The following is a 25505-nucleotide window of genomic DNA, read 5'->3' on the forward strand; positions in this document are numbered from 1 at the left end:
TCACGAGCCTGAGTCATGAGGTCAAGTCACATGAATCCAATGAGTTGTTTTAGGACTCTGAGTCAAAATGAGAACAAAATATGGCCGCTACCATGGATTGAGTCCGCACGGGAGGTGGAGGCACAAGACCTAGTGGGTGTTGCGAAAAAGACTCAACAAGCGGCTGAGTTGGCCGCTGCGTCCAAAGCCATGCGAACTGGCGCGAAGCTTCTGCGATGGTGTTCGGTTGCCCCGTGCCGTGCCAGCGCCGCTTTATGCTGCGGCGTGCCATAGCCCTGATTGCTGCACCAGCCATAAAGCGGGTGGGCCGCCGCCAGGATCTGCATCTGCCGGTCGCGCGTGACCTTGGCGATAATGGAAGCTGCGGCGATAGAGAGGCATCTGGCGTCGCCCTTCACAAGGGTACGCGAGGGCCGGTTCCAGCGCGGCGTTCGGTTCCCGTCGATCAGAACCATCGCTGGCACGCGGGGCAGGGCAGTGACCGCGCGTTCCATCGCGAGCATTGTTGCCCATAAAATGTTGATGTCGTCGATTTCGGCAACCGAAGCCTCTCCGATACCGACTTCCGCAGTCTCCATTAGCTTATCGAAAAGGGATTCGCGCTTGCCTGCGGTGAGCATTTTGGAATCGGCTAGTCCAGGGGGGATGGCATCCGGGTTCAGGATGACCGCCGCCGCCACGACGGGACCCGCGAGAGGTCCGCGCCCGGCCTCGTCGACGCCGCACACCGGATGCGGGCCGCCGCGCTCCTCATCATATGTCGGGATCACGCCGATAACGGCCAGTCATGCCCCAGAGGGCCATGACCATGACCGAAGCCGGGTGCGGACGCGATCGCCCGGCGAACATAATCACAGGCGGTTTGGAATGCTGCCTCAAGTGGGACACCTTTGCCAAGTTCAGTGGCAAGTGCGGACGCCAGGCTGCACCCGGTGCCGTGCGTGCTTTGCGTGTGGATACGCGGGCTCTCGATCCTGCTGACCTGTCCGTCAGGGCTGACCAGAACGTCGGTCAACATGTCCGACAGCAGATGACCGCCTTTGGCGATTACGGCATTTCCATACGCCTCCACAAGTATTGTGGCTGCGGCAATCATACTGTCGACATCGTCGACTTCCTCACCGGCGAGCAATTCGAGTTCCGGGATATTGGGTGTCACGACCGTGGCGGCAGGCAGCGCGAATTTTCTAAGACTGCCAATCGCGTCATCACTCAGCAGCCGGTCACCGCTGGTGGCGATCATCACGGGGTCGACCACGATGGGGGCGTCGACATGGACGAGCGCCTTGAAAATTGCCGCAGTCACGCGTGAATTGCCGAGCATGCCCGTCTTTACGGCATCGACGCCGATATCATCGACGCAGGCCGCGATCTGTGCGGCGACGCTGGCGGCCGTCATGGCATCGATATGTGTGACCCCCAGCGTATTCTGCGCCGTGACGGCGGTAATCGCGGTCATCGCATAGCCGCCGAGCATCGTGATTGTCTTGATATCCGCCTGAATGCCCGCGCCGCCGGACGAATCGGACCCTGCGACAGAAAGGATGCGCGGCTGCATCATGCAGAACCATGTCCCATCCGTTTCAGGCGGCTTTCCGAACCGCTTCGCAGATGCCGTCCACGAGCGTCTCGACAAGGTCGGGATCGTCGCCTTCCGCCATAACCCGGATAACGGGCTCGGTCCCGGATTTGCGGATCAGGACCCGGCCGGTATTGCCAAGCTTCGTTTCCGCGTCCGCGATGGCTTTCTGCACGCTGTCCTGTTCCAGCGGCGTACCGCCGTTGAAGCGGACGTTCTTCAATATTTGCGGCAGGGGTTCGAACACCCGCAGAAGTTCCGACGCCGGCTTGCCGCTTTCGACAAGGCAGGCAAGGATCTGAAGCGCGGCAACCAAACCGTCGCCGGTTGTCGCATAATCCGACATGATGAGGTGGCCGGACTGTTCTCCGCCGACATTATAGCCTTTGGCCCGCATGGCCTCGAGGACATAGCGATCGCCCACATTTGTGCGCTCCAGCTTCAGGCGCTCACCTTCCAGATAGCGTTCCAGGCCCAGGTTCGACATCACCGTGGCGACCAGTCCGCCGCCTTTCAGACGGTCGGTGTCCGCCCAGCTTTTGGTAATGCGCGCCATCAACTGGTCGCCATCGACAATATTGCCCTTCTCGTCGCAAACGATCAGCCGGTCAGCGTCGCCGTCGAGCGCGATGCCGATGTCGGCACTGATGTCGCGCACCATCTCCTGCATCAGCTTCGGTGCGGTCGAACCGACGTTCGCGTTGATATTATAACCATTTGGCTGGACGCCGATCGCCGTTACATTCGCGCCAAGTTCCCAAAGGGCGCTGGGCGCGACCGTGTAGGAGGCCCCATGCGCACAATCGACAACGATATTCAGGCCGTCGAGACGCAGATGTTCCGGAAAGGTCATTTTCGCGTCGTGGATGTAGCGTCCGCGCGCATCCTCGATCTTGCGGGACCGGCCAATGGCTTCCGGTTTTGCGAGCCGCGGCGCCTTTTTCAGCAAGGCCTCGATCTCGGCTTCGTCTTCGTCTGACAGCTTATATCCATCAGGACCGAAAAACTTGATACCATTGTCGTGAAAGGGATTGTGACTGGCGGAGATCATCACGCCAAGGTCGGCGCGCATCGACCGGGTCAAAAGCGCGACGGCGGGTGTGGGCAGGGGACCGACCTGGACCACGTCCATGCCCACGCTGGTAAAGCCGGCGACGAGTGCCGATTCGAACATATAGCCGCTCAATCGCGTGTCCTTGCCAATGACGACACGGTGCCGGTGATCGCCGCGCAGGAATTTCGCGCCTGCCGCCTGTCCGATTTTCATGATCATGTCGGGTGTCAACGGGTCGGAATTCGTCAAACCGCGAATGCCGTCCGTTCCGAAATATGATCGGCCCATAAACCCCTGTCTCCTGTCACGCCTGTTTTGCCCCATGGGCGAACGCCTGGTTTAATTATCCCCGCTTACCCATCGATGAACGGAATGTGCAATCCGCTTCATCCTGGCCTTGCGGCTCGTTCGCCGTTTCGGCGGCTCGGGCCGCCGCCTTTCGCCGCCTCAGATTTTCCCGCAGCGCCGCCGCGAGACGTGCCTGCCGCCCGGTTGTCTTTTCGCTCACCTGTTTCGGCTCCAATCGCTTGACATGAGACCCTCCGCCAACATAGCAGGCCCGCACTCCCGTACCATGCTGCCGTAGCTCAGTGGTAGAGCACACCCTTGGTAAGGGTGAGGCCGAGAGTTCGATCCTCTCCGGCAGCACCATTTTCTCCTTACGGGAAAGAGCCAATATCCTGATAATGGTTTTTGCGTGTTTTCCTGTCATTGGTTGGATCGCATTGTGTTGCTATGCACCCGACATGGATAAGGCGACGATGTGGGTATCGTGAGGAAAATGAATATGTCTTTTAACCGGGTCGCCGCTTGCGGCATTCTGATGACGCTACTGACACCGGCGGCCGTTTCGGCGCAGCAGCCGTCTGTCCCGCAGGCTGTCATCGGAGAGGATGCCATTGGCGCGGACCCGGCAAGTCCGGAGCGCCGCCGCACCGCGAGTGAACGATTGTTTTTTTCGCTGCAGAATAATGAGAATGGATCGGAAATCGACCGCTTGGTAGCCGGCATGCTGACCGAACTGAACGCCGACTGTGCCGCCGTCGAAAGCTACCAGACGTTCGCGAAAAGCTCCGCCTTCGTCTCGATGAAGATCAAATGTGCCGATCGCGCGCTCTATGCGGTGACGGTCGGACCTCAGGGCCTGGGCGTGATTTCAGGCGGTGACGGCAGTGTCGAGCGCATGCTCCCCGAGCAGGGCGAAATACGGATGCTGAACGGTGAAGCGCCTGTGCAACCGCGTGTGCGCCGTGGACCGCCGCTGATCACGAAGCAGAACCTGGCGATCCTGGGCGGTGTGTTCATCATTGGCGTCGTGCTGACGGGGCTGTTCTGGCGCCGCCGCGCGAAGGCAATTGCGCCGTGGCGCGGTCTGAGAAGCGAAGACAAGGACCGTCTGATTGAGGAATCGGATGAAGTCTGGGCGGATGTCTTCGAACATCCAAGCGGCATCTGGCTGGCGCGCGGCAGACGCGGGAAGCGCCGCCTGTTCCGAAACCAGCTATTCGCCTATCTCTATGCCCGGCACGCCGTGAAGCTGTTCCAGGTCAGATAAGCTTCGGGTAGGATTCCCGAAATCCTGTCTCAAAGAGCGTCGGCGGAAATGGCGAAAAGCGTGTCCCGGCCGCGCATGACCGGCCCCAGCAGGGCAGCACCTTGCGGCACGACCTGCTCAGCAAAGAAACGTGCGGTAACGACCTTCGCGCGCAGAAAACCGGCATCGCCCTTTCCAAGAGCAAGGCGGGACTGAGCCTCCCGCGCCTGGCCCGCGAGAAGCCAGCCGCCGATCGCGATGCCGAAGAGGCGCAGGAAAGGCTGCGCACCGGCAGCAACGTCATTCGGATCGCGGCCGGGCTCCACCAGCCAGTTCGCCGCCGCCGCGACGGCATCGGCGATGTCTGACAGCGGCACCTTCATGGCAGCGAAATCTCCGGTCGCGGGCAGGCTGGCAATATCCGCGCGCATTTCCGCGAGCAGGCCGCGCCAATGCTGGCCGCCCGCCACGTTGAGCTTTCGGCCTACAAGATCCATCGCCTGAATCCCATTAGTGCCTTCATAGATCGGCGCGATCCGAATATCGCGATAGTGCTGCGCCGCTCCGGTTTCTTCAACGAAGCCCATGCCGCCGTGGACCTGCACGCCAATGCTGGCGACTTCCACGCCCATATCGGTCGCATAGCCTTTCGTGATCGGGGTGAGCAGATCGGCGCGGCCCTGCGCGGCGGTGCGGGCGTCGGCGTCCTTTTGCGCGTGCGCCATGTCGACCGCGGCGGCATTGGCATAGACCAGCGCCCGCGTCGCCTCGGTGATTGCCTTCATCGTCATCAGGTTGCGGCGCACATCCGCATGCTCAACAATCGCGACAGGATCGCGGTCGGGGCCGCCGAGCTTCGCCGATTGCACCCGCTCTTTCGCATAGGCGAGGGCCGCCTGATAGGCGCGCTCGCAAATGGCGGGACCCTGCAGGCCGACATTGACGCGCGCATGGTTCATCATGGTGAACATGGCGCGCATCCCGGCCATTTCCTCACCGACAATAAAGCCGACGCATTCGCCCTTATCGCCGAAAGACATGGTACAGGTCGGGCTGGCGTGGATGCCGAGTTTTTCCTCAAGGCCGACACAGCGCAGGTCGTTGCGAACGGTGAAACCGCCGTCTTCCGCAGGCAGATATTTCGGGACGACGAACAGGCTGATACCTTTCGTGCCCGCAGGGGCTCCGGCAGTGCGGGCGAGGACGAGGTGCACGATATTGTCCGCGACGTCATGCTCGCCCCAGGTGATGTAGATCTTCTGGCCCTTGATGCGCCAGGTGCCGTCGGCCGCCTGTTCAGCCGTCGTGCGCAGGGCGCCGACATCCGAACCGGCCTGTGGTTCGGTCAGGTTCATTGTGCCGGTCCACTCGCCTGAGACGAGCTTCGTCAGATAGGTCTGCTTAAGATCTTCCGACGCATGCGCGGTCAGCGCCTCGATCGCGCCCAGCGTCAGCATGGGACAAAGTGAAAACGCCATGTTCGCACTTGTCAGCTGCTCCTGACACGCCGTTGCGAGCGCGAAGGGCAGGCCCTGGCCGCCATATTCCGGATCGCCGCCGAGGGAACCCCAGCCCGCCTCTACATATTGGCCATAGGCGTCGCGAAATCCTTCGGGCAGCGTGACGACGCCGTTTTCCAGCTTCGCGCCTTCGCGGTCGCCTTTCCAGTTCAGCGGCGCGAAGACTTCCGCGGCGAACTTACCCGATTCGGTCAAGATCGCGTCGACAAGATCGTCATCCATCGCCGCGAATTTCGGAAGGGCGGCGAGTTCCGCAAGGCGGCCAGCAGTTTCCAGCGCAAAGCGCTGTTCGGTCAGGGGGGCGGTGTATGTCATAGGCACCGCCTACTACCCGGAACGTCCGCCTGTCGCTAGAGCGCCGTTATGACACAAGCCTGTCCTGAACTGGAATATGCGACCGAACGCGCGCTCGGCCATGCGCTTTCGTTGCTGCGCGATGGACAGATCGTCGCCATCCCGACGGAAACGGTTTACGGGCTTGCCGCGGATGCGACCAATGGCGAGGCGGTCGCCCGAATCTACGCGGCGAAAGGAAGGCCGAGCTTCAATCCCCTGATCGCGCATGTGTCGGGCGCCGATATGGCCGCGGACCATGCGCTGGTGTCGCCGCTCGCATCGCTATTGATGGAGGCGTTCTGGCCGGGCCCGCTAACGCTGGTATTGCCATTGAGAAGTGACAGCAAGGTCGCCAATATCGTGACCGCCGGCCTTGAGACGATCGCGCTGCGGGCGCCGTCGCACCTGGTACCGCAGAAACTCATCGCCGCGCTCGGCGGACCGCTTGCCGCCCCAAGCGCGAACATGTCGGGTCGGCTCAGCCCCACGACGGCGAAACATGTCGCTGCCAGTCTTGGCGGTGCGGTGCCGCTGATTATCGACGGCGGTGCCTGCGAGGCCGGACTGGAGTCGACGATTGTCGAGGTGAGGGCGCAGCGGCTGTTCCTGCTGCGCCCTGGCCCCGTAACGGCCGAACAGGTGAAGGCCGCTACGGGCATGGATCTGCTGATGAGCGATCTGTCCGCCGATCCGCAGGCACCGTCTTCGCCCGGCCAGCTTGCGAGCCATTACGCGCCTCGCAAACCGCTTCGCCTGAACGTATCGGAAGCGTTGCCGGACGAATTCCATATCGGCTTCGGGGCGATCGGGGGTGACCTTAATCTCAGCGCTGGCGGATCGCTCGTCGAGGCGGCGGCGGGTTTGTTCGCGGCACTTCACAAGGCAGATGCGAGCCCGAGCACCGCCATCGCAGTCGCGCCAGTTCCCCGGGAAGGACTTGGGCTTGCGATCGCGGACCGTCTGCGGCGTGCCGCCACGCCCGGCCAAGCTGGTCTTGTATAGCGATATGGGCGGCGCAATAGGTGTTCGTGGTAGTGGGCCAGGGACACCGGCATGAAGAGGAGCCGTGGCATGAGCGGTGCGGGATGACGACCACGAAGATTGACGCGAGCGCGCTCGGCGACCGCCCGCTGCGCTATTATGATTTCGCCATGGCAGCCTTTGTCGCGATCCTGCTGCTGTCCAACCTGATCGGGGCCTCAAAGGTCGCCTCGATCAATGTGCCGTTTCTGGACGATCCCTTTGTCTTCGGTGCCGGTATCCTGTTCTTCCCGCTCAGTTATGTTCTGGGCGACGTCCTAACCGAGGTTTACGGCTATGCCCGCGCCCGGCGGGTGATCTGGACCGGCTTTGCCGCACTGGCCTTCATGGCGTTCATGTCATGGGCCGTCGTCGCAATGCCGCCCGCCGAAGGATGGGACGGGCAGGCGGCATATGAAAGCGTGTTTGGCGGTACCTGGCGCATCGTCGTCGCGTCGATTTCCGCCTTCTGGCTGGGCGAGATCGCCAACGCTTTCGTGATGGCCCGCATGAAGCTGATGACCGGCGGAAAGCACTTATGGAGCCGCACCATTGGCTCGACAGTCGTGGGGCAGGGCATCGATAGCCTGGTGTTCTACCCGGTCGCGTTCTTCGGCATCTGGGAAACCGAACTCATCATCATGGTGATGATCACGAATTATGTCCTGAAAGTCGTCTGGGAAGCGCTTCTGACGCCGCTGACCTATGCGGTCGTGCGGCGCATGAAGGACAGGGAAGGTGTCGATATTTTCGATGAAAATACCGACTTCACACCCTTCAGGACGAAAATCTAGGCCTGCAGCCTCGCCGTCATGGCCAGCGTGGCGCCAAGGCAGGCGCGCGCCAGTTCGCCGCAGCGCTCCGGACTCCACCCCATCATTTCGTCCGGCATGACGTTGGCGTCCTTGAACGGCATTTCCAGCGTCATCGACAGACATCCAAACCGCTCAGCGATCTGGTTTGTGCAGATGGCGAGGTTCGCCTGCCCCGATTTGTCGACGGGATAGCCCTCCTCTGTCTGAAAATCGGGGGAGCGTTCCAGCAGCGCTGCTTTCCAGCCGTCGAGCAACTCCTGCTGCCGCCGGGAAAAGGACGGCGTGCCCTCCGGGCCTGCGATGAAATTATTCGCAATCGCCTCATCGCCGTGGACGTCGAGACAGAAATCGCACCCTGTTTCATCCATTTTCGCGCGCACATGATAAACCTCTGGCGACCGGTCAAGCGCCGGCTCGGCCCATTCCCGGTTGAGGTTCGCCCCCGCACCGTTGACGCGCAGATTGCCGCGCCGGGAACCATCGGGATTCATGTTTGGAACGATGCGGAGCGTCGCGACCTCCAGCAATTTGCGCGCGACCGGATTGGCGTGGTCGGTCAGCATGTCGAGGGCGCCTTCCATCCACCATTCCGCCATTGTCTCGCCGGGGTGCTGGCGCCCGATCATCCAGATGTTGAGGGGGCCGGTCCCCATTGTGATCAGGTCGATATCCTGTCCATCAAGGGTCTTGCCAAGGCTTTCAATCTCGACGCCTACAACGCCAGACATGTCGGCGATAAGATCGTGATGACGTTCCATGGAATAAGGCGCGAAATAGGCGAGGTAGATACTGCCCGAACCCGGCGTCACATGAATGGTCAGCGTCCCGGCCTGTTCGTCATAGGCGGTGTCTGTGCGCCACCAGATCTCTCGGTCCTCGGACACGCAGGCCCGGTAACCCGGCCATCCGGCGGGATAGGCCGATTCCTTCAGGCCGGTAATCCTGATCGTGCATGCCTGGTCCGCCGCGCCCGTCAGGCGGAAATAAAACCATTGCAGGAAATCCGAATGCGTGTCCCTGGGAATACGAAGCTCGATGTCCTCGGGGCTTTCGCAGCGTACAACTTCAATATTGCCGCCGTCAAAGCTTGATGAAATGGCGATGGTCATCACTCGGTCTCCACAGAATCAGGAAGGCGGCGCAGGGTCTCGCCGGCGCGTTCTGTGCGCAAGCTCTCATACCAGCTGATCGGATTTATATAGTTCAGCGAGCCATCGAGGGAAAATGTAATGAACTCCGCGCGGCCGGAAACATTCTCAATGGGTAGCAAGCCAAGTCCGCCGAGCCCGTCACTACGCGTCGCAAACCGGCTGTCAGCGCTCCGGTCGCGATTGTCGCCCATGACGAAGATGTGCCCGTCCGGAACGGTGAACAGGCGCGTATTGTCGATGCCGGGATTATCGAAGAGATCCAGCACCTCATACCGGCGTCCATTGGGCAGCGTCTCGATGAAGCGCGGATAACGGCATACGGAAACCCCGTCCGGTCGCACCACCTTGAACTGTTCCAGATTCCGGTAGGAAAGGCGCTGTTCCAGACTGTCGGTATCGCGCGGACTGCAGCGCTGGTTCGGCGACTCGATGATTTCCGTCGGCGCAATCCGCTGCTTGGGAATGGCGTCGCCGTTCAGGTATAAGGTGCCGCCGCGCATTTGCACGGTATCGCCCGGAAGGCCGATAACGCGCTTGATCCAGTCCGCGTGCTTCACCGGGTCCTTCAGCACGACGATGTCACCGCGGTCCGGATAGGAACCGAGAAGGCGGCCCTCCATCTTCGGAAGAATGCGCAGGAATGGCGACAGGTAGGAATATCCATAGGGATATTTCGTCACGACCAGCCGGTCACCGACCAGCAATGTCGGCACCATCGATTCGGACGGAATGAAGAACGGCTTTCCGATGAAAGACCAGATGCCCATCACGGCCAATGCCAGGAACAGGATATGACGCAGCTCGCGCTTCCAGTCGGTAGGCGGCTTTTTGGCTGCCGACGCGGCCTTGTCCTTTTTTCGGTACAGGATGAGATTTACTCCGGAATGACGGTGATGATGACGAAAGCCTGAGCCCAGGGATGATCGTCGGTCATGGTCAGATGCACCTCGGCCCTATGCCCTGCGGGCGTGAGTTTTTCCAGCCGCTTCGCAGCACCGCCTGTCAACGACAGGGTGGGGGCGCCTGACGGCAGGTTCACGACACCCATGTCTTTCATGAAAACCCCTTGCCGAAAACCTGTGCCGAGTGCCTTGGAACATGCCTCCTTGGCGGCAAACCGCTTGGCATAGGTGCCTGCGCGCGTGAGGGGGCGCCGTTCCGCCTTCTTACGCTCTACCGCCGTGAAAACCCTTTTTTCAAATCTCTCGCCAAAGCGCGAAAGCGAATTCTCGATACGCTCGATATTGCAGAGGTCGGAGCCGAGACCGATAATCACCGCGCCGCGTCCATCGCGGTGCGCATCTGCCGGATCGATTCTTCCAGACCGATGAAGACAGCCTCACCGATGAGGAAATGGCCGATATTGAGTTCGGTGAGTTCCGGGATCGCGGCAACGGACCCGACATTCTCCGTGGTCAGGCCGTGGCCGGCATGCACCTCCAGCCCCATCGCCGCGCCGGTCCGCGCGCCTTCGACAAGTGCCTCCAGCGCCCGTTCGCGGGCGGCCCCCGACATATTGGCATAGTCGCCGGTGTGCAGCTCCACCACGGGCGCGCCAAGCGAGCGCGCCGCTTCGAGCTGGCGCTCGTCCGCCTCGATAAACATGCTGACGCGAATTTCCGCACCGCGAAGTTCATCCACGAAGCGTTTCAGGCGGTTATGCTGCCCCGCCACGTCAAGGCCGCCTTCGGTCGTGCGCTCTTCGCGCTTTTCCGGGACGATGCAGGCGGCGTGCGGACGGTGCCGCATGGCAATGGCCAGCATCTCATCGGTCGCCGCCATTTCCAGGTTGAGCGGCAGATCGATCTCCTGCGACAGGCGTATGATGTCCGCATCGGTGATATGCCTGCGGTCTTCACGCAAATGGGCCGTGATACCGTCCGCGCCGGCCTTCGCGGCGAGTATCGCCGCCGCCACGGGGTCGGGGTGGCCGCCGCCGCGTGCGTTTCGGATCGTGGCGACATGATCAATGTTGACACCAAGACGGAGGGGGGGAAGCTTGCCGCTCATGCCGCCGCGCGCGATCCGGGCTTCACCGGGGGAATGGCAGCCAGTTCGGGCGGCAGTTTGCTCGCCTCATATGTGGGCACGTCAATCGCCAGCAGGCTGAACAGCGGTACGCCAATATCGGCGGTCCCGTTTGAACGGTCGACCAGGCAGCCGCCTGCAATCACCTCGCCGCCGGCCGCCTCGATCGCGGCAATGGCCTCCCGCGACGAGAGCCCGGTTGTTATGACGTCCTCCATCATGAAAACCTTCTGTCCCGGTGTCAGGGCAAAGCCGCGTCGCAATTCAAAGGTACCCGTTGGACGCTCGACGAACATGGAATCGACGCCGAGCTCGCGGGCGACCTCATATCCCGCGATGATGCCGCCCATGGCCGGCGATACGACCGCGGAAACGGCGCTGCGCAGGTCATCCGGCACTTTGGCAACGACCGCCGCAGCGAGGCGGGCGGCGCGGCGCGGGTCTTTCAGAACCTTCGCGCATTGCAGGAATGTCGACGAGCGGAGACCGGAAGAAAGAATGAAATGGCCTTCCAGCAGGGCTTCCGCCGCGCGAAATTCCGCAATGACCTGGTCTCTGTTCATCGTTTCTGCCGCTCCACACTGTTTACCGCTTCGCTGGTTCGAAGGGCGGCAATGATATGCGTCAGATGTTCAAGGTCGTCCACCTCAAGATCCAGAACGAACGTGCCAAAGGCTGCGTCGCGTTCGCGCACCCGCATATTGGCTATGTTCGCATCCGCACGGGCAAGGACGGTGGTAACCGACGCGAGCGCGCCGGGCGAATTTTCGAGCACGACAACCAATGTCGCGGTGCCGCGATCGGCACCTTCACCCCAGCTGAGGTCGAGCCAGTCCTTATCGGTTTCGGTCGCCAGTTCCCCGCAATCAACGACATGCACGTCGATGCCGCCAACCGCGCGGCGAATGCCGATGATCCGGTCACCGGGAATAGGATGGCAGCAGCCTGCAAGATGCACGGAGATCCCCGGTGTCAAACCCTTGATTGAGATCGTCCCGCGATCGCCGCGTTTCGCGCGCTTGGCACGGCTTCGCCGATGGATGGCGAAAAAGCCAGGCGCGAGTGCGTCGATCAAATTATCACTGGTGATATCATGCTCGCCGAGCTTTTCATAAAGCATCTGTTCGCTATTGACGTTCAGACGCGTCAGGGCTTGCGAAAACGCCTTTTTCGAAACTTCGAGCTGTAGCCTCGACACAGCCTCCTCATAGATCTCCTGGCCGAGAGCGGCAATCTCCGCTTTCCCCTGAAGCTTGATGTGTCGGCGCACCGCCGCGCGGGCCTTCGCGGTTGCGGCGAAATTTTCCCATGCCGGATCTGGTTCCTGAAATTCAGATCGCAGAATTTCCACCTGATCACCGTTCTTCAGCTGAGTCCTCAGCGGCATCTGCCTCCCGTTGATCTTTGCCCCCACGGTGGTTTTCCCGACATCCGTATGAACCGCAAACGCGAAATCGACAGGGGTGGAGCCGCGCGGCAGCTGAATAAGCTCACCTTTGGGCGTGAAACAGAACACCGTCTGCTGGTACATGGCGAGCCGGGTCTGCTCCAGCATCTCTTCTGGTGACGATGCCTGATCAAGTATTTCCAGCAGGTCGTTGATCCAGGGATATTCGCTGCGCCCGGCGCGGGCATCCTCACCGCGCTCCTTATACGCCCAATGCGCCGCGAGACCGTTTTCGGCCTCTTCGTGCATCGTCTGGGTACGGATCTGAATCTCGATTCGAAGGCGTCCCTTGTAGAGCAGCGTCGTATGGAGGCTGCGATAGCCATTGCGCTTTGGTGTCGAGATAAAGTCCTTGAACCGGTCGGGGAGGCTCGACCACTTCTGATGCAGAACACCAAGTGCGCGGTAACAGTCGTCCGGACGCTCCACGACAGCGCGAAAGGCGATGACATCCGAAAGCTGCTCAAAGGCGATGTGGCGCTCCTGCATCTTCTTGTAGATGCTGAAGGGGCGCTTTTCACGCCCGGAAACCTCCGCGTCGACGCCGTGCGTGCCCAAGGTCTTCCGAATGTCGCTGGCGATTTCGTCGATCTGCGCACCGCTGCTCTCCCGCATGCCGGCAAGACGCTGGGTAATCGACTGATATGCCTCGGGCTCCAGCTCTCTGAAGGAGATTTCCTTCATTTCGTCCATAAACTGATACATGCCAATCCGCTCTGCAAGCGGGGCATAAATATCCATCGTCTCCTTCGCGATGCGCCGCCGCTTTTCCACATTCGGAATGAAATGCAGCGTGCGCATATTATGCAGGCGGTCGGCCAGCTTCACAAGAAGGACGCGGATGTCGCCGGACATGGCAATCAGAAATTTGCGAAGATTCTCCGCCGCGCGCTCCGAATCCGTCTGCGCCTCGATCCGGGACAGTTTCGTGACGCCGTCGACAAGACGCGCGACATTGTCTCCGAACAGGTCGCGGATCTCGTCGATCGTCGCGACGGTATCCTCCACGGTGTCGTGCAGGATCGCCGTCGCAATGGTCTGGTCGTCCAGCTTCAGGTCGGTCAGGATACCTGCGACTTCAACGGGATGCGAGAAATAGGGGTCGCCATTGGCACGCGTCTGCGACCCATGCGCCTGCAGGCTGAACACATAGGCGCGGTTTAGCAGGTCCTCATTGGCGTCGGGATCGTAGGCCCGGACCTTTTCAACAAGTTCGTACTGACGAAGCATGCGCGACTATGTGGCCCGTTTCCCGCAAAGGGCAACCGGATTCGCGCGCCCGCATTCAGAAAGCCGGATGCTAGCTATCAGACCTCATATTCAGGGACGATCGGCGTCGGCTTTGGCGGCGCCGCGGCGGTCAGGCGAAGGGCTTCGGCAGCCTGCGCCATGTTCACGGCATCATCGGCCACATCATCCTCATCGATGAGAACTTTCTGCATGCCCGTGACCAGCACCTCGTTTAGATGCTTCGGCTTCACCTTCTCGGCGGCGATTTCGCGCAGCGCAACGACCGGATTCTTGTCGCGGTCCCGCTCGACGGTCAGGTCCGCGCCCGAAGAAATCTGACGGGCACGCTGTCCTGCCAGCAGAACAAGGTCGAAACGGTTCTGGATCTTGTCGACGCAATCTTCGACGGTAACGCGCGCCATGGGCGGACTCCGAAAGCTGATTCTGGTAGGAAAATTCGTCTTTGGCAACTAGGGGGCAGGGTGCCTCATGTCAAGCAAAAGCCCCTTTCCGATCCTTCACGAGGATGCCGAGCTACTGGTTATCGACAAGCCCGCCGGGCTTGCCGTGCACCCAGGGCCGAAGACGCCGCGCAGCCTTGAGGATCACCTCGACGATCTGCGGCTTGGCTTTCAGCGGAGGCCGTCGCCCGCGCACCGGTTGGACCGCGATACGTCGGGTTGCCTGGTGCTGGCACGTAACCCCAAGGCGCTGAAGCGCATGCACGGCCTGTTCGAGGCGGGCGCGGTCGCGAAAATCTACTTGGCGCTGCTGAACGGCATTTTTGAAGGCGAAGGCGAGATCGACGCGCCGCTGACGAAAATCAGCAGCAAGGAGAAGGGCTGGCGCATGGTCGTTACAGCGCCGGACATGAAAGGCGCAAAGAAAGCGATGACCCGCTGGCGCGCGCTGGAGGTGCGAGACGGAAAAACCCTCGCCGAGTTCCGCCCTCAGACCGGCCGCACCCACCAGCTCCGCATCCACGCCGCGCACGCCCTCGCCCCCATATGCGGCGATCCCGTCTACGGCGACGGCGAGGGGGCGATGAAACTGCACGCCGCCCGCATTGCATTCGACTGGCGCGGCGGGCGGCGGGTGGAGGCTGAGGCCGAGCGCTCGTTTTTTGACGAGCTGAGATCGCAATGACCGATCACGCATGGACCCCCAGCATCCGCTAGCGACATGCGGGCACGGACGGTGCGGGTCAATGGACTGGAGTTTGACATGGTGGAGGCCGGACCGCTGGCGATCACTCGTCCTTCGCGAAGTCCTCCACAGGTTCGAAGTCTTCCATTTCTTCAAAGCCATCTTTCGCGACAGGCGGATTGCCATCGAAAATTTCCGCGGTTCGGCTCTGGATGTACGCCGATTTGATCGTCGCATAGGGATCGAAGGCGTTTTCGATCAGCGGATCCGCGGTTTCCACCAGACGTGCCCGCAGTTCAATGACCTCACCGCCCGTCACGCCGAGACGTTCCGTTCCCGACAGGTTCAGCGTGCGCTCCTGAAACCGTCCCCACGGGTCGGTGACGCTATCGAGGCCAAAGCCGGCGGCATCACGCAGGCTGGACGGGCCCAGTAGTGGCAGCATGATGTAGGGGCCGGACGGAACGCCCCAAACGGCGAGGGTCTGTCCAAAATCCTCTTCCTGCCGCTCCAGGCCCAGTTCCGCGGCGCGATCCGCGAAGCCCAGAACACCATAAGTGGAATTGATGGCGAACCGGTCGACAGCGCGGAAAGCCCGCTTGATTTTCCCCTGTAGCAGGGCATTCATGAAACTGAGCGGCTCGTCGACATTATCGAGCGCATTTGTAATGCCGGTGCGCGCCGGCTTTGGCACGACAGCGCGATATCCCTTGGCAACCGGCTTGATGACGGCCTTATCGACCGCATCGTTGAAGCTGTATATCGCGCGGTTGAAGCCTTCGGCGCTGTCGCCCTCTTGATAGGCCGCAGGTGTCGTCGCGCAGGCGCCGAGAAGGGCGAGAACCGGGAAAGCCTTGATATGGGGTCTGATTTGCATTGAGGCGTCCTTCGGATGGGGGACAATCCTCCTAGACCTGCGCAAATAGATGGTCCAGATGGTCCTGTTCCCGATTGACACATAAAGAATTCTTTATATGTTGATTTCGATGACGACCTTGATCGATATGTTCCGGGCGCTTGCCGACCCAACCCGCCTTCGCATCGCAAGGCTGGCGCGGAATATGGAACTGACCGTCGGCGAACTCGCACATGTTCTGGATCAGTCGCAGCCGCGTGTTTCGCGTCATGTCCGGATACTCGCCGAAGCCGATCTGATCGACCGCCGCAAGGAGGGCAGCTGGGTTTTCGTTCGCTTCGCCGATGGCGAGCTCGCCGCCAGCGCTGGCGCCATGCTTGCGCATGAAGGCGATCCGGAGGGCGATGTCGCGCGGCTGGAAGCCGTCCGCGCAGATCGTGTCGCTGCGGCGGAGGACTATTTCGCGCAGCACGCGAGTAATTGGGACCGGCTCCGCATGCTTCATGTTTCGGATAATGAAGTCGAAACGGCGATCCAGGACATGCTTGCGCAGCGTCCGCTGGGCGCGCTGATGGATATCGGCACCGGCACCGGGCGCATGCTGGAACTGCTCGCCCCCAAGGCCAGGTCGGCGATTGGCATCGACAGGAGCGCGGAAATGCTGCGCGCCGCCCGCGGCAAGTTGGAGGCAGCGGGTCTGGGACATTGCCCGGTCAGACAGGGGGACATGTTCGCGCTGCCTGCCCGTGATGCCAGCGTGAACACAATCGTGTTGCACCAGGTTTTGCATTTCGCGCACCGGCCGGAACTCGCGATTGCCGAGGCCGCGCGTGTCCTCGCGCCCGGCGGACGCCTGCTGGTGGCCGATTTCGCACCGCATGATCACGAGGAACTGCGACGCGACCACGCGCATGCCCGGCTGGGCTTTGCGGACGACGCCGTAAATGAATGGATGGCGCAGGCGGGTCTGATCGCCAATGTGCCGGAGCATCTGGAAGGAAAGCTGACCGTGACGATCTGGCTGGGCGAAAAGCCCGCTTTGGAAGCGGAAAAGGCGGCATGACGGTCGCTCAGCCCCCAGAGTCCAAACGTGCATATGCAGGGCCCATGTTTGCCGACCTTGCCGGCGATATCGATGTTTCTTTCGAATTTTTTCCGCCGCGCACGGACAAGATGGAAGAAAGCCTGTGGAAGGCCGTCACAACGCTTGAGCCGATGCGGCCAAAATTCGTCAGTGTGACTTATGGCGCTGGCGGTTCCACGCGTGACAGGACGCATGCCACTGTGGCGCGCCTGGTGAAGGAGACATCGCTAACGCCTGCAGCGCATCTGACCTGCGTGGATGCAAGCCGCGGTGAAATCGATGAAATCGCCGACGCCTATTGGGAGGCGGGCGTGCGCCACATCGTCGCGCTGCGCGGCGATCCTCCGCGTGAGGGAGAAGCGTTTCGCGCGCATCCTGAGGGATACGACTGCGCGGCAAGCCTGGTCGAGGGTCTGAAGAAGCGCCATGATTTCGAGATTTCGGTGGCGGCATATCCGGAACAGCATCCGGAATCCGGCTCGCTCCAGTCCGACCTCGATAATCTGAAGCGTAAGCTGGACGCAGGCGGAACGCGGGCAATTTCGCAGTTCTTTTTCTCCGCCGACGCCTTCTTCCGCTTTCGCGACGCAGCGGCTGCGGCCGGTATCGATGCGCCGCTCGTGCCTGGCATATTGCCGGTCAGCAATTTTGCGCAGACGCGCAAATTCGCCGACGCGAACGGCACGGATTTGCCGGGCTGGCTGGAGCGGCTGTTCGAAGGCCTTGAGGATCATCCGGACGCACGCAAGCTCGTGGCGGCGACAGTGGCCGCGGAAATGTGCCGCCGACTATATGCGGGCGGGATTCGCCACTTCCATTTTTACACGCTGAACCGGGCAGAACTTAGCTATGCGATCTGTCACATGCTTGGCATGCGGCCATCAGCAGGAGGCGCATCATGAGCATTCGCAGCGATTTCGACGCGTTGAGGCGCGAGCGCATTCTGATCAAGGACGGGCCCTATGGTACCGCGATCCAGAATCGAAAATTGACCGAGGCCGACTATCGCGGCGACAGCGGGCTGACCGCGGACCAGAGGGGGAATAATGACCTGCTCAATTTGACGTGTCCCGATCTGATCCGCGAGATTGCGGATGAGTATCTCGATGCGGGCGCGGATATTCTGGCGACCAATACGTTTAACGCGACGAAAATCAGTCAGGGCGATTATGACGCCGAGCATCTGGTCGGCGATATCAACCGGTCGGCAGCGCGCGTCCTGCGTCAGGCGGTCGATGCCCGTCAGGATGGCAGGCGCCGTTTCATCTGCGGTGCGGTTGGCCCGACCAACAAGACGCTCAGCATCTCGCCAGACGTCAATAATCCGGGATTCCGCGAAGTCGCTTTCGACGGTGTGAAGGCGGTTTACCGCGAGCAGATCGACGCGCTGGTCGAGGGCGGTGTGGACATCATTCTGATCGAAACGGTCTTTGACACGCTAAACGCCAAGGCGGCGGCGATGGCGGCGATGGAAGCGGGTGACGATCTGGGCCGCGATCTTCCGGTAATGCTGTCCATGACGCTGACGGATATGGCGGGGCGCAATCTGAGCGGTCAGACGGTCGAGGCGTTCTGGTATTCCGTGCGGCATGTGAAGCCGCTGACGATCGGGCTCAACTGTTCCTTTGGCGCCACGGAATTGCGCCCGCATGTTGCCGCGTTGGCGAAAGTCGCCGACGCGCCGGTGATGGTGTATCCCAATGCCGGCCTGCCCAATGAAATGGGCGAGTATGACGAGGCCGCCGAGACGACCGCCGCGCTCGTGAAGAGCTGGGCCGACGAGGGGTATGTCAACGCGCTTGGCGGCTGCTGCGGCACCACGCCTGAGCACATTGCCGCCATGTGTGCGGCCGTCAGGGGCGTCGCCCCGCGCCAGTTGCCGGATATGGCCGCGGCAATGCGCCTGTCCGGTCTCGAGCCCTTCACGGTGGCGGCATGACCTCTTCAGCGACCAGTTTTATCAATGTCGGCGAGCGTACCAACGTCACGGGGTCCGCGCGCTTCAAGAAGTTGATCATGGCGGACGACTATGACGCGGCGGTTGAAGTGGCGCGGCAGCAGGTCGAAAACGGCGCGCAGATCATCGATGTCAATATGGACGAGGGGCTGCTGGACGCGGCGCACGCGATGGAGACTTTCCTGAAGCTGATCGCCGCCGAGCCCGACATTGCGCGTGTGCCCGTGATGATCGATTCGTCGAAATGGAACGTCATCGAAACCGGGCTGAAATGCGTCGCCGGCAAAGCAATCGTGAATTCCATCAGCATGAAGGAAGGCGAAGCTGCGTTTCTGGATCATGCGCGTAAGGTTCGGCGCTACGGCGCGGCGGCGATCGTCATGGCGTTTGACGAGACCGGGCAGGCGGATACCGCTGCGCGTAAGATCGAAATCTGTGAGCGCGCCTATAATCTATTGGTCGCGGACGGGTTTCCTGCCGAAGATATCATCTTCGATCCCAATGTGTTCGCCGTGGCGACCGGCATCGAGGAACATAATAATTACGGCGTCGACTTCATCGAGGCGACGCGGGAGATCAAGAAACGTTGTCCGCACGCGAAGATTTCGGGCGGCCTCAGCAATCTCAGCTTCTCGTTCCGCGGCAATGAGCCGGTGCGGCGGGCCATGCATTCGGTGTTCCTGTATCACGCCATCCCGGCGGGCATGGACATGGCCATCGTCAATGCCGGACAGCTCGACATTTACGACGATATCGATCCGGAACTGCGCGATGCCTGCGAGGATGTCGTCCTCAACCGGCGCGAGGATGCGACCGACCGGCTGCTGGATCTGGCGGAGCGATATAAGGGCGGCGGCGCGAAGGCGCAGGTAAAGGATCTGGCATGGCGTGAGCTGCCGGTCGCGGAACGACTGAGCCATGCGCTGGTGAAGGGCATGGATGAATTCGTCGTCGCCGATACCGAGGAGGCGCGGCAGTCGGCTGAGAAGCCCATCCATGTCATCGAAGGCCCGTTGATGGACGGTATGAACATTGTCGGTGACCTGTTCGGGTCCGGCAAGATGTTCCTGCCGCAGGTGGTGAAGTCCGCGCGCGTCATGAAGAAGGCCGTCGCGCACCTCATTCCCTTTATCGAGGATGAAAAGGAAGAGGGCGCCCGCGCCAAGGGGCGCATCGTCATGGCCACCGTCAAGGGCGATGTGCACGACATCGGCAAGAATATCGTCGGCGTGGTGCTGCAGTGCAATAATTTCGAGATCATCGACCTGGGCGTCATGGTGCCGTGGCAGGATATCCTGAAAGCCGCGAATGAGAATGACGCCGATATCATCGGACTAAGCGGTCTCATTACGCCGTCGCTCGATGAGATGGTGACGGTGGCAGAGGAAATGCAGAAGGCCGGGATGACCATGCCGCTGCTGATCGGCGGGGCGACGACTTCCAAAGTGCATACGGCGCTGAAGATCGAGCAGGCTTATGCAGGGCCGACGCTGCATGTTCTTGATGCCAGCCGTGCCGTGGGCGTGGCGAGCGCCCTGACGTCCGATGGTCCTGGCGGCGGTGAACTCGTCGAGAAAACCCGTAGCGATTATGAAAAAATTCGTATCGACCGGGCCAATAAGGGACAGTCAAAACTGACGCCCATCGCTGCGGCGCGCGCAAATGGGTTCGTTGCTGACTTTGCCGAATATAAACCGCCGCGACCGAATATCGTGGGAACGCAGCTGATTGACGATGTCACGGTCGGGATGCTGCGCAGCTATATCGACTGGACGCCGTTTTTCCGTTCGTGGGAACTGGCGGGCAATTATCCGGCGATCCTCACGGATGAAGTCGTGGGGGAAAGTGCGACATCCCTGTTCGGCGATGCCCAGGCAATGCTCGACCGGATCGAGAATGAAGCGTGGCTAACGCCGCGCGGAGTCGCTGGCTTCTGGCCGGTAAAGCGTGACGGCGATGATGTTGTTGTTTTCGCCGACGAAGCGCGGACTGATGAAATCGCGCGATTTGCGATGCTGCGTCAGCAGATGGTGAAGCGGGCAGGGCGCTCGAACATGTGTCTGGCCGATTTCATCTCCCCCGAAGCGGACTGGCTGGGCGGGTTCACCGTGACGGCAGGGACCGGTATCGAGCCGATTTCGGCCCGCTTCAAGGTGGAAAATGACGACTATTCCGATATCCTTCTGAAAGCGCTCGCCGACCGGCTGGCGGAAGCCTTTGCCGAGTTTCTTCACGCGCGAACCCGGCGCGAATTGTGGGGATATTCGCCAAACGAACAGCTGTCGGACGAGGACCTGATCAAGGAGCGGTATCGCGGTATACGGCCCGCGCCTGGCTATCCTGCCTGTCCCGATCACACGTTAAAGCCCACATTGTTTGGCCTTTTGGACGCGACGTCGCAGACCGGTGTCACGCTGACGGAATCGATGGCGATGCTGCCTGCCTCGTCCGTATCGGGCTTCTATTTTGCCCATCCGGACAGCCAGTATTTCGGCGTTGCGCGGATCGGACGCGACCAACTGGGGGACTATGCCGCCCGCCGCGGCCTCGACATTGACGATGCCGAACGCTGGTTGCGGCCAAATCTGTAACGCGCACCCAAAACGTCTGGCTGTCAGTTTTGATCGCCGCACCGGTTTCGCGACCGAGCTGCGCAGGTGCATTTAATGGTGCGTCATTTTGTGCTAGGGAGCACGCAGCATGGGACGGCAAATCAAACCGGAAAAGATGCCAGTTGAGAGGCTGAGCGACGGTCAGCGCGATGTATTGCGTCTGGTATTCCTACATATGTCATCAAAGGATATCGCCCGCGAAATCGGGATTTCCCCGCATACGGTCGATCAGCGCGTGAAGCGTGCCATGGGTATCCTGAAAGTCACAAATCGCTGGGAAGCGGCTAGAATCCTGGCGGAAAGTGAAGGCGCGGTCGGATATGATGGCGACCTGAAACGGTACCAGTCATTGGTATACCAATCGCCGGACATCGACGATGCGGCTGTTGCGGCGTCACCTTCCTCGCATACCGGCCATGGGGGTCGGTACGAGGAACAGGAGCTACCGGCACCGCAATTTCACGATAGCGCGGCAGCCGCCATACCATCCGATGTCTATGCTGAGACCGGGGGCTGGGCGAGCGGCCAGGTCTTGCCGCTACCGCAAGGGCGGGGGGCGCAAAACACGCTGAGCATTCCTGTCAGGCTGGCATGGATGATCGCAATCATCATCGGGGTCATGATTGGTTTCGGTGCGCTGATGGCGGGCGTGGAGGCCTTGGGGCAGATGCTCTGACGAGTTCGTGATATTCGGTATCTGGTTGTTCTCTTTCCTTGATCATTCAAGGGCTCGCAATTGGCGGGTAGAGAGAGATGCGTACAATGCTCAATCAACGACTGGCTGCGGCCCAGAAAGTCGCCGTCCGGCTTCATGCCGCGGAGGAGGCGCTGGACGCCGCTCTTGCGGAAACGGCGCATCTGACTGCATCCATGCCGACAGCGCGCGCCGAGGCGGGTGTCTCCGCAATGTTCGGCCAAGACGCGCTGCTGTTTGCGAACGAAGCCATCAGCGCACTGGTCGCCGCGCGCGGCGCCCTTCTCGAAACGCATCGGAAGCTTGATGAAACCAAGAATCAGATGGGGCTGCGTACCTATATGGGTCCAGGCGGCCCGAAGCCAATCCCAACCGGCGGCGAGGAAAGCCAGCCTGTTCGTCTCAGTGTGGTTGGTGAAGCGAGCTAATCCGCGCTTTGCCGGATCACGTCGCGGTTCCATCCCCACTCCCCTCGGAGTTGCGACGTGATCTACACCTGGGTTTTGCCCCTCATCTTTTGGAGTGTCCTTGCCCTATGTGGGCTTTACAGCCTCAAACATGGCGGCCCTTTGGAGCGCCGCGTTTTCGTGGCCATCCTGGTGCTGGCGGCAAGCCAATTGCTGTTCAGCCTGTTGACGGACGCGAAATACGAATCGACGGAAATGCTGGCTCTCGTGCCGGACATGGCGCTCGCGATTTACCTGATGGTGATTGCCCTGACGACGGACAGGTTCTGGCCTTTATGGGCCGCAGCGTTTCAGAGTGTGGCCGTGCTGACGCATCTGGCCGTTCTTGCGATGCCGCACATGATGCCAACAGCCTATGCTGTGGCACAGGGCCTGTGGCTATACGGCGTGCTGATCGCGCTCGTGCTCGGGATACGATCAGTGAAGACCGGCGTGACCAACCCGGTGGACGGGAGAGTGTCGCCCTCCTGACAAGATTATTCGCGCTTGCGGGCCATAAGCAGCCTCGGGCGCTGGCGACGCGTCTGCTGCTTGATGGTGACGGCCTGGGGGCGGTGATGACAGGAAGCGCCGCCGCGAAGCCCTCGCAAATGGCTGAACAGCCGGATGATGTGGCTGCGTTCGCCCTCCTGTCGGCCGTCCGTGATCTGATACGGCATACTTTGCGCCGGGAGGCGATGACCCGTCCGATCATGTCTACGCGCAAGGCACTGCTGGACTACCTTCACGCAGAGATCAGCCACTTGCCCACCGAGCGACTGCTGGTTCTCTTCCTTGATGACAAGCGGCAGCTCTTGTCTGAGGATGTGCTCGCTTATGGCGATGTGGGTGTGGTGGAAGCGTCTCCGCGGCAAGTGTTCGGGCGAGCGCTTCGGCTGGGAGCCGAGCGGATCGTTCTTGCCCATAATCATCCCTCCGGAGATCCTGCGCCGAGCCCGGAGGATGTTCGTGTGACCCGGCAATTGGCGACGCTGGGTAGACGCCTCAATGTGACCCTGGAGGATCACCTGATCATCGGTCGGCGAGGCTGGTTCAGCTTGCGGGCATCGAATCTGATATGACGCAGCAGTCGATCGACATCGAGGTACTGACATCCGCATTTTCAGAGGTGATGCCTTGCGAGCGTGCGAGGTCATTGGCGATCAATGCGCTTGAAGGCCTCAAATCACTCCCGGGCGTTTTGGAAAGTAGCAGTCTCGCCCTGACTGATCTGAAGCTGGATACGGCCGCAATCGCGGTCGTGCGCCAGCTTGGTACCGAAATGCGCCGCAGCCTGGCGCGTTCCTTTGCCGGACAATCCATGCGCGAGCATGCAAAGGCTTTCCACGAATATGTGTTGCTGTTGCGTACGTCGCTGAAATGTGAAGAGGTACGGTTGTTACTGTTCGACGCCTGTCATTCCCTCACCGCCGACATCTCGTGCCATTCACATGATGTCCGTTCGGAGACGCCGGTATTTCGGGATATTGTGCAGCAAACCCGTCTGGCCCGCGCGCAATCATACATGCTCGTCCATCACGAGCCGGCGGACGTGTCCCGCGTATTTATAAATAGGCTGACGACCTGCTGTTTGTCCGCCGGGCTCGTCCCATTTTCAACCGAATCGGAGCCTTTTCCACGATTGCAACGCAGCGTTAGCCGAATATAGTCTCCTCCATCTGAGAGATGCCAAGGGAAGTTGTTGCAGTGGTTGCGGACGCGTTTGATCATGAGATAGCCAGACGGTATTTTGGCGTGTCGGAACCTGATGAGCTGGCGGCGCTGGTGCGGACCGAGGCACCGCAGACATTGCGACGCGCGGCGAGCGCCCTTCCGGATCAAGAGAGCTGCTTTCGCATCTGGCTGGCATGTTTCGCGTTCCGGATCAACGTCCTGCCGCAGGACCTTCTTTCCGATCCGCGGTTTATCGCCCGCGCGGACGCACTGATTGCCGTACGCAAATCGGCGGAGTCCGCCTGAACGCGCTCCGCCGATCCGGTTTCATTGCGGTTTGCGTTATTGCAGGTCTTCAACCGAAACCCAGCCCTTCGTGCCGTAATTGTCAGCGACCTCGACGAACAAACCTTCGCGATTTCCCGTTGGAGTAAGTTCCGTTTCCGGGCGCAATGCGCGCACAGGGTCACTGTCAGCGGATGCAGCGGCGTACATATTTGTATCAATTGCCGTCTTATATGCCGTCACGACCGTCGCCGTTGCCGGAGAAGCGGCAGCCGACGCCGCCGTTGTGAGGGCGCCCGCCTGTGCAACGAGGCTGTTATAAGCTTCGATAAAGGCGCTGGTCAGCATCCTGCCGTCCTTTGAGGCCGTATACTGCCCTGTGGCATTGCCATAGGCGGCGGCGTGCCATGATGATCCGCTCAGAAGCTTGATCGTGCTTTTTTGCGACTTTCCGGTCGAACTCACCAGTGTCATCCCATTGGCGGGGTTTACCATACGCAGGCCTGCCGAGACGGTTTTCTTCTTGCCGCCAAGGCCACCGAACATGCCAAGCGCTGCGCCGACGCCCGGGATACGGGCCGCGCCCGCATGCAGCAGGCCCTGCGTTGCCGCCGCCTTGCCCATGCTGAACGCCTGATCGATCTCCTCGGCACTACCCGCATTGGCCGACATCAGATACTGCGCGGCCTGGCCGCTCGTGGGATCGACCAGCGTGAAACAGCCGGACTTCGCGACGAGCTCGCCGATCAGGCCGCGCGGGCTGGCAAGGCCGAACTTGGTCCAGCCCTGCGTATCGCCGTCCGTGATCGCGACACTGCTATAGGGCGCATCGCAGGATACAAGCTCGACTTCCTTCTTTCCCCGAGCCGCGCTTGCTGGCGCGGCAATCACGGCGGCCACCGCCAACACTGCGGCGAGTGTTTTCATACGCATAAATTCTCTCCCTGTTACGAACATGCTGATGAGAGAAATCGTATGAACCAGAGTAAACGCGTTCAAATGACGAAAGCTGACTTTCGGTTTCCGGAGGGTTTTTC

At 60.9% G+C, this 25505-nt stretch carries 27 protein-coding genes and 1 tRNA gene; 15 read left to right on the forward strand and 13 right to left on the reverse strand.

Going from position 1 to position 25505, the window contains the following annotated elements; genetic code table 11:
• Positions 1 to 152: 152 nt before the first annotated feature.
• Genes rnhB through glmM form a run of 3 tightly spaced genes read right to left on the reverse strand, consistent with a single transcriptional unit; the run spans position 153 to position 2921 of the window.
• Positions 153 to 767 carry a ribonuclease HII gene (gene rnhB / locus KCG44_RS06100; protein ID WP_439651438.1) on the reverse strand — a complete coding sequence of 205 codons (615 nt, stop codon included), beginning with the start codon at positions 765 to 767 and terminating at the stop codon, positions 153 to 155.
• A complete protein-coding gene (thiD, locus tag KCG44_RS06105) occupies positions 767 to 1558 on the reverse strand; it encodes a bifunctional hydroxymethylpyrimidine kinase/phosphomethylpyrimidine kinase (protein ID WP_439651439.1) in 792 nt (263 codons plus the stop codon). Before thiD ends, rnhB begins: the two co-directional genes overlap by 1 nt.
• Positions 1559 to 1583: 25 nt before the next feature.
• A complete protein-coding gene (glmM, locus tag KCG44_RS06110) occupies positions 1584 to 2921 on the reverse strand; it encodes a phosphoglucosamine mutase (RefSeq protein ID WP_218444978.1) in 1338 nt (445 codons plus the stop codon).
• A gap of 288 nt (positions 2922 to 3209) precedes the next feature.
• On the opposite strand from glmM, the gene KCG44_RS06115 reads away from it, so the two are divergent.
• Together KCG44_RS06115 and KCG44_RS06120 are read left to right on the forward strand one after the other, a co-directional pair.
• A tRNA-Thr gene (locus KCG44_RS06115) sits at positions 3210 to 3284 on the forward strand.
• A 136-nt stretch (positions 3285 to 3420) separates the two neighbouring features.
• Complete coding sequence (locus KCG44_RS06120) at positions 3421 to 4188, forward strand: hypothetical protein (protein WP_218444980.1); 768 nt, start codon at positions 3421 to 3423, stop codon at positions 4186 to 4188.
• Positions 4189 to 4217: 29 nt separating this feature from the next.
• On the opposite strand, the gene KCG44_RS06125 is transcribed toward KCG44_RS06120, so the two are convergent.
• Positions 4218 to 6002, reverse strand: a complete 1785-nt coding sequence (locus KCG44_RS06125; protein WP_218444982.1) for an acyl-CoA dehydrogenase C-terminal domain-containing protein — start codon at positions 6000 to 6002, stop codon at positions 4218 to 4220.
• Positions 6003 to 6050: 48 nt separating this feature from the next.
• Here KCG44_RS06125 and KCG44_RS06130 point away from each other — a divergent pair, with 48 nt between their 5' ends.
• On the forward strand, positions 6051 to 7025 hold the full coding sequence (locus tag KCG44_RS06130) for an L-threonylcarbamoyladenylate synthase (protein WP_218444984.1): 975 nt from the start codon (positions 6051 to 6053) through the stop codon (positions 7023 to 7025).
• A gap of 83 nt (positions 7026 to 7108) precedes the next feature.
• Positions 7109 to 7837: a queuosine precursor transporter gene (locus tag KCG44_RS06135; RefSeq protein WP_218444985.1), complete on the forward strand. Its 729-nt coding sequence runs from the start codon at positions 7109 to 7111 to the stop codon at positions 7835 to 7837.
• On the opposite strand, the gene KCG44_RS06140 is transcribed toward KCG44_RS06135, so the two are convergent.
• From KCG44_RS06140 to rpoZ, 7 genes are all read right to left on the reverse strand, one after another.
• Positions 7834 to 8967, reverse strand: coding sequence for a M14 family metallopeptidase (locus KCG44_RS06140; protein WP_218444986.1), 1134 nt, complete (start codon positions 8965 to 8967; stop codon positions 7834 to 7836). The genes KCG44_RS06135 and KCG44_RS06140 overlap by 4 nt on opposite strands.
• The gene (gene lepB / locus KCG44_RS06145; RefSeq protein WP_369411955.1) at positions 8967 to 9878 is read right to left on the reverse strand and encodes a signal peptidase I; all 912 of its coding nucleotides are present in this window, start codon (positions 9876 to 9878) and stop codon (positions 8967 to 8969) included. Before lepB ends, KCG44_RS06140 begins: the two co-directional genes overlap by 1 nt.
• A 5-nt stretch (positions 9879 to 9883) precedes the next feature.
• Positions 9884 to 10285: a holo-ACP synthase gene (acpS, locus tag KCG44_RS06150; RefSeq protein ID WP_218444989.1), complete on the reverse strand. Its 402-nt coding sequence runs from the start codon at positions 10283 to 10285 to the stop codon at positions 9884 to 9886.
• Positions 10282 to 11019 carry a pyridoxine 5'-phosphate synthase gene (locus tag KCG44_RS06155; protein WP_218444990.1) on the reverse strand — a complete coding sequence of 246 codons (738 nt, stop codon included), beginning with the start codon at positions 11017 to 11019 and terminating at the stop codon, positions 10282 to 10284. Before KCG44_RS06155 ends, acpS begins: the two co-directional genes overlap by 4 nt.
• Positions 11016 to 11600 (reverse strand): orotate phosphoribosyltransferase, encoded by a 585-nt coding sequence (gene pyrE / locus KCG44_RS06160; protein WP_218444991.1) that lies wholly within the window; start codon positions 11598 to 11600, stop codon positions 11016 to 11018. Before pyrE ends, KCG44_RS06155 begins: the two co-directional genes overlap by 4 nt.
• The gene (locus tag KCG44_RS06165) at positions 11597 to 13714 is read right to left on the reverse strand and encodes a RelA/SpoT family protein (RefSeq protein ID WP_218444993.1); all 2118 of its coding nucleotides are present in this window, start codon (positions 13712 to 13714) and stop codon (positions 11597 to 11599) included. The genes pyrE and KCG44_RS06165 overlap by 4 nt, the downstream gene beginning before the upstream one ends.
• A 77-nt stretch (positions 13715 to 13791) precedes the next feature.
• Complete coding sequence (gene rpoZ, locus KCG44_RS06170; protein WP_218444994.1) at positions 13792 to 14136, reverse strand: DNA-directed RNA polymerase subunit omega; 345 nt, start codon at positions 14134 to 14136, stop codon at positions 13792 to 13794.
• Positions 14137 to 14203: 67 nt separating this feature from the next.
• Between rpoZ and KCG44_RS06175 the strand changes: the two genes are divergently transcribed.
• Positions 14204 to 14860, forward strand: coding sequence for an RluA family pseudouridine synthase (locus KCG44_RS06175; RefSeq protein ID WP_218444995.1), 657 nt, complete (start codon positions 14204 to 14206; stop codon positions 14858 to 14860).
• A 103-nt stretch (positions 14861 to 14963) separates the two neighbouring features.
• Here the strand turns inward: KCG44_RS06175 and KCG44_RS06180 are convergent, their stop codons facing one another.
• Positions 14964 to 15737, reverse strand: a complete 774-nt coding sequence (locus KCG44_RS06180) for an MlaA family lipoprotein (RefSeq protein WP_218444997.1) — start codon at positions 15735 to 15737, stop codon at positions 14964 to 14966.
• A gap of 97 nt (positions 15738 to 15834) precedes the next feature.
• Between KCG44_RS06180 and KCG44_RS06185 the strand changes: the two genes are divergently transcribed.
• From KCG44_RS06185 to KCG44_RS06230, 10 genes are all read left to right on the forward strand, one after another.
• Positions 15835 to 16779, forward strand: coding sequence for an ArsR/SmtB family transcription factor (locus KCG44_RS06185; RefSeq protein ID WP_439651418.1), 945 nt, complete (start codon positions 15835 to 15837; stop codon positions 16777 to 16779).
• A complete protein-coding gene (gene metF, locus KCG44_RS06190) occupies positions 16776 to 17702 on the forward strand; it encodes a methylenetetrahydrofolate reductase (protein WP_218444998.1) in 927 nt (308 codons plus the stop codon). The genes KCG44_RS06185 and metF overlap by 4 nt, the downstream gene beginning before the upstream one ends.
• On the forward strand, positions 17699 to 18739 hold the full coding sequence (locus tag KCG44_RS06195) for a homocysteine S-methyltransferase family protein (protein WP_218444999.1): 1041 nt from the start codon (positions 17699 to 17701) through the stop codon (positions 18737 to 18739). The genes metF and KCG44_RS06195 overlap by 4 nt, the downstream gene beginning before the upstream one ends.
• On the forward strand, positions 18736 to 21348 hold the full coding sequence (metH, locus tag KCG44_RS06200; RefSeq protein WP_218445001.1) for a methionine synthase: 2613 nt from the start codon (positions 18736 to 18738) through the stop codon (positions 21346 to 21348). The genes KCG44_RS06195 and metH overlap by 4 nt, the downstream gene beginning before the upstream one ends.
• A gap of 109 nt (positions 21349 to 21457) precedes the next feature.
• Positions 21458 to 22045: a helix-turn-helix domain-containing protein gene (locus KCG44_RS06205; protein ID WP_218445002.1), complete on the forward strand. Its 588-nt coding sequence runs from the start codon at positions 21458 to 21460 to the stop codon at positions 22043 to 22045.
• A gap of 86 nt (positions 22046 to 22131) precedes the next feature.
• Positions 22132 to 22491 (forward strand): hypothetical protein, encoded by a 360-nt coding sequence (locus KCG44_RS06210; protein ID WP_218445003.1) that lies wholly within the window; start codon positions 22132 to 22134, stop codon positions 22489 to 22491.
• A gap of 159 nt (positions 22492 to 22650) precedes the next feature.
• Positions 22651 to 23001, forward strand: a complete 351-nt coding sequence (locus KCG44_RS06215; RefSeq protein ID WP_218445004.1) for a hypothetical protein — start codon at positions 22651 to 22653, stop codon at positions 22999 to 23001.
• Positions 23002 to 23120: 119 nt separating this feature from the next.
• On the forward strand, positions 23121 to 23591 hold the full coding sequence (locus KCG44_RS06220) for a JAB domain-containing protein (RefSeq protein WP_218445006.1): 471 nt from the start codon (positions 23121 to 23123) through the stop codon (positions 23589 to 23591).
• Positions 23588 to 24178, forward strand: a complete 591-nt coding sequence (locus KCG44_RS06225) for a hypothetical protein (RefSeq protein WP_218445007.1) — start codon at positions 23588 to 23590, stop codon at positions 24176 to 24178. Before KCG44_RS06220 ends, KCG44_RS06225 begins: the two co-directional genes overlap by 4 nt.
• A gap of 86 nt (positions 24179 to 24264) precedes the next feature.
• Positions 24265 to 24489 (forward strand): hypothetical protein, encoded by a 225-nt coding sequence (locus tag KCG44_RS06230; protein WP_218445008.1) that lies wholly within the window; start codon positions 24265 to 24267, stop codon positions 24487 to 24489.
• A gap of 36 nt (positions 24490 to 24525) precedes the next feature.
• Here KCG44_RS06230 and KCG44_RS06235 read toward each other — a convergent pair whose 3' ends face one another.
• Complete coding sequence (locus KCG44_RS06235; RefSeq protein WP_218445010.1) at positions 24526 to 25401, reverse strand: SH3 domain-containing protein; 876 nt, start codon at positions 25399 to 25401, stop codon at positions 24526 to 24528.
• Positions 25402 to 25505 lie beyond the last annotated feature (104 nt).

The sequence above is a fragment of the Pacificimonas pallii genome (genome assembly GCF_019204005.1).
Lineage (GTDB): Bacteria > Pseudomonadota > Alphaproteobacteria > Sphingomonadales > Sphingomonadaceae > Pacificimonas > Pacificimonas pallii.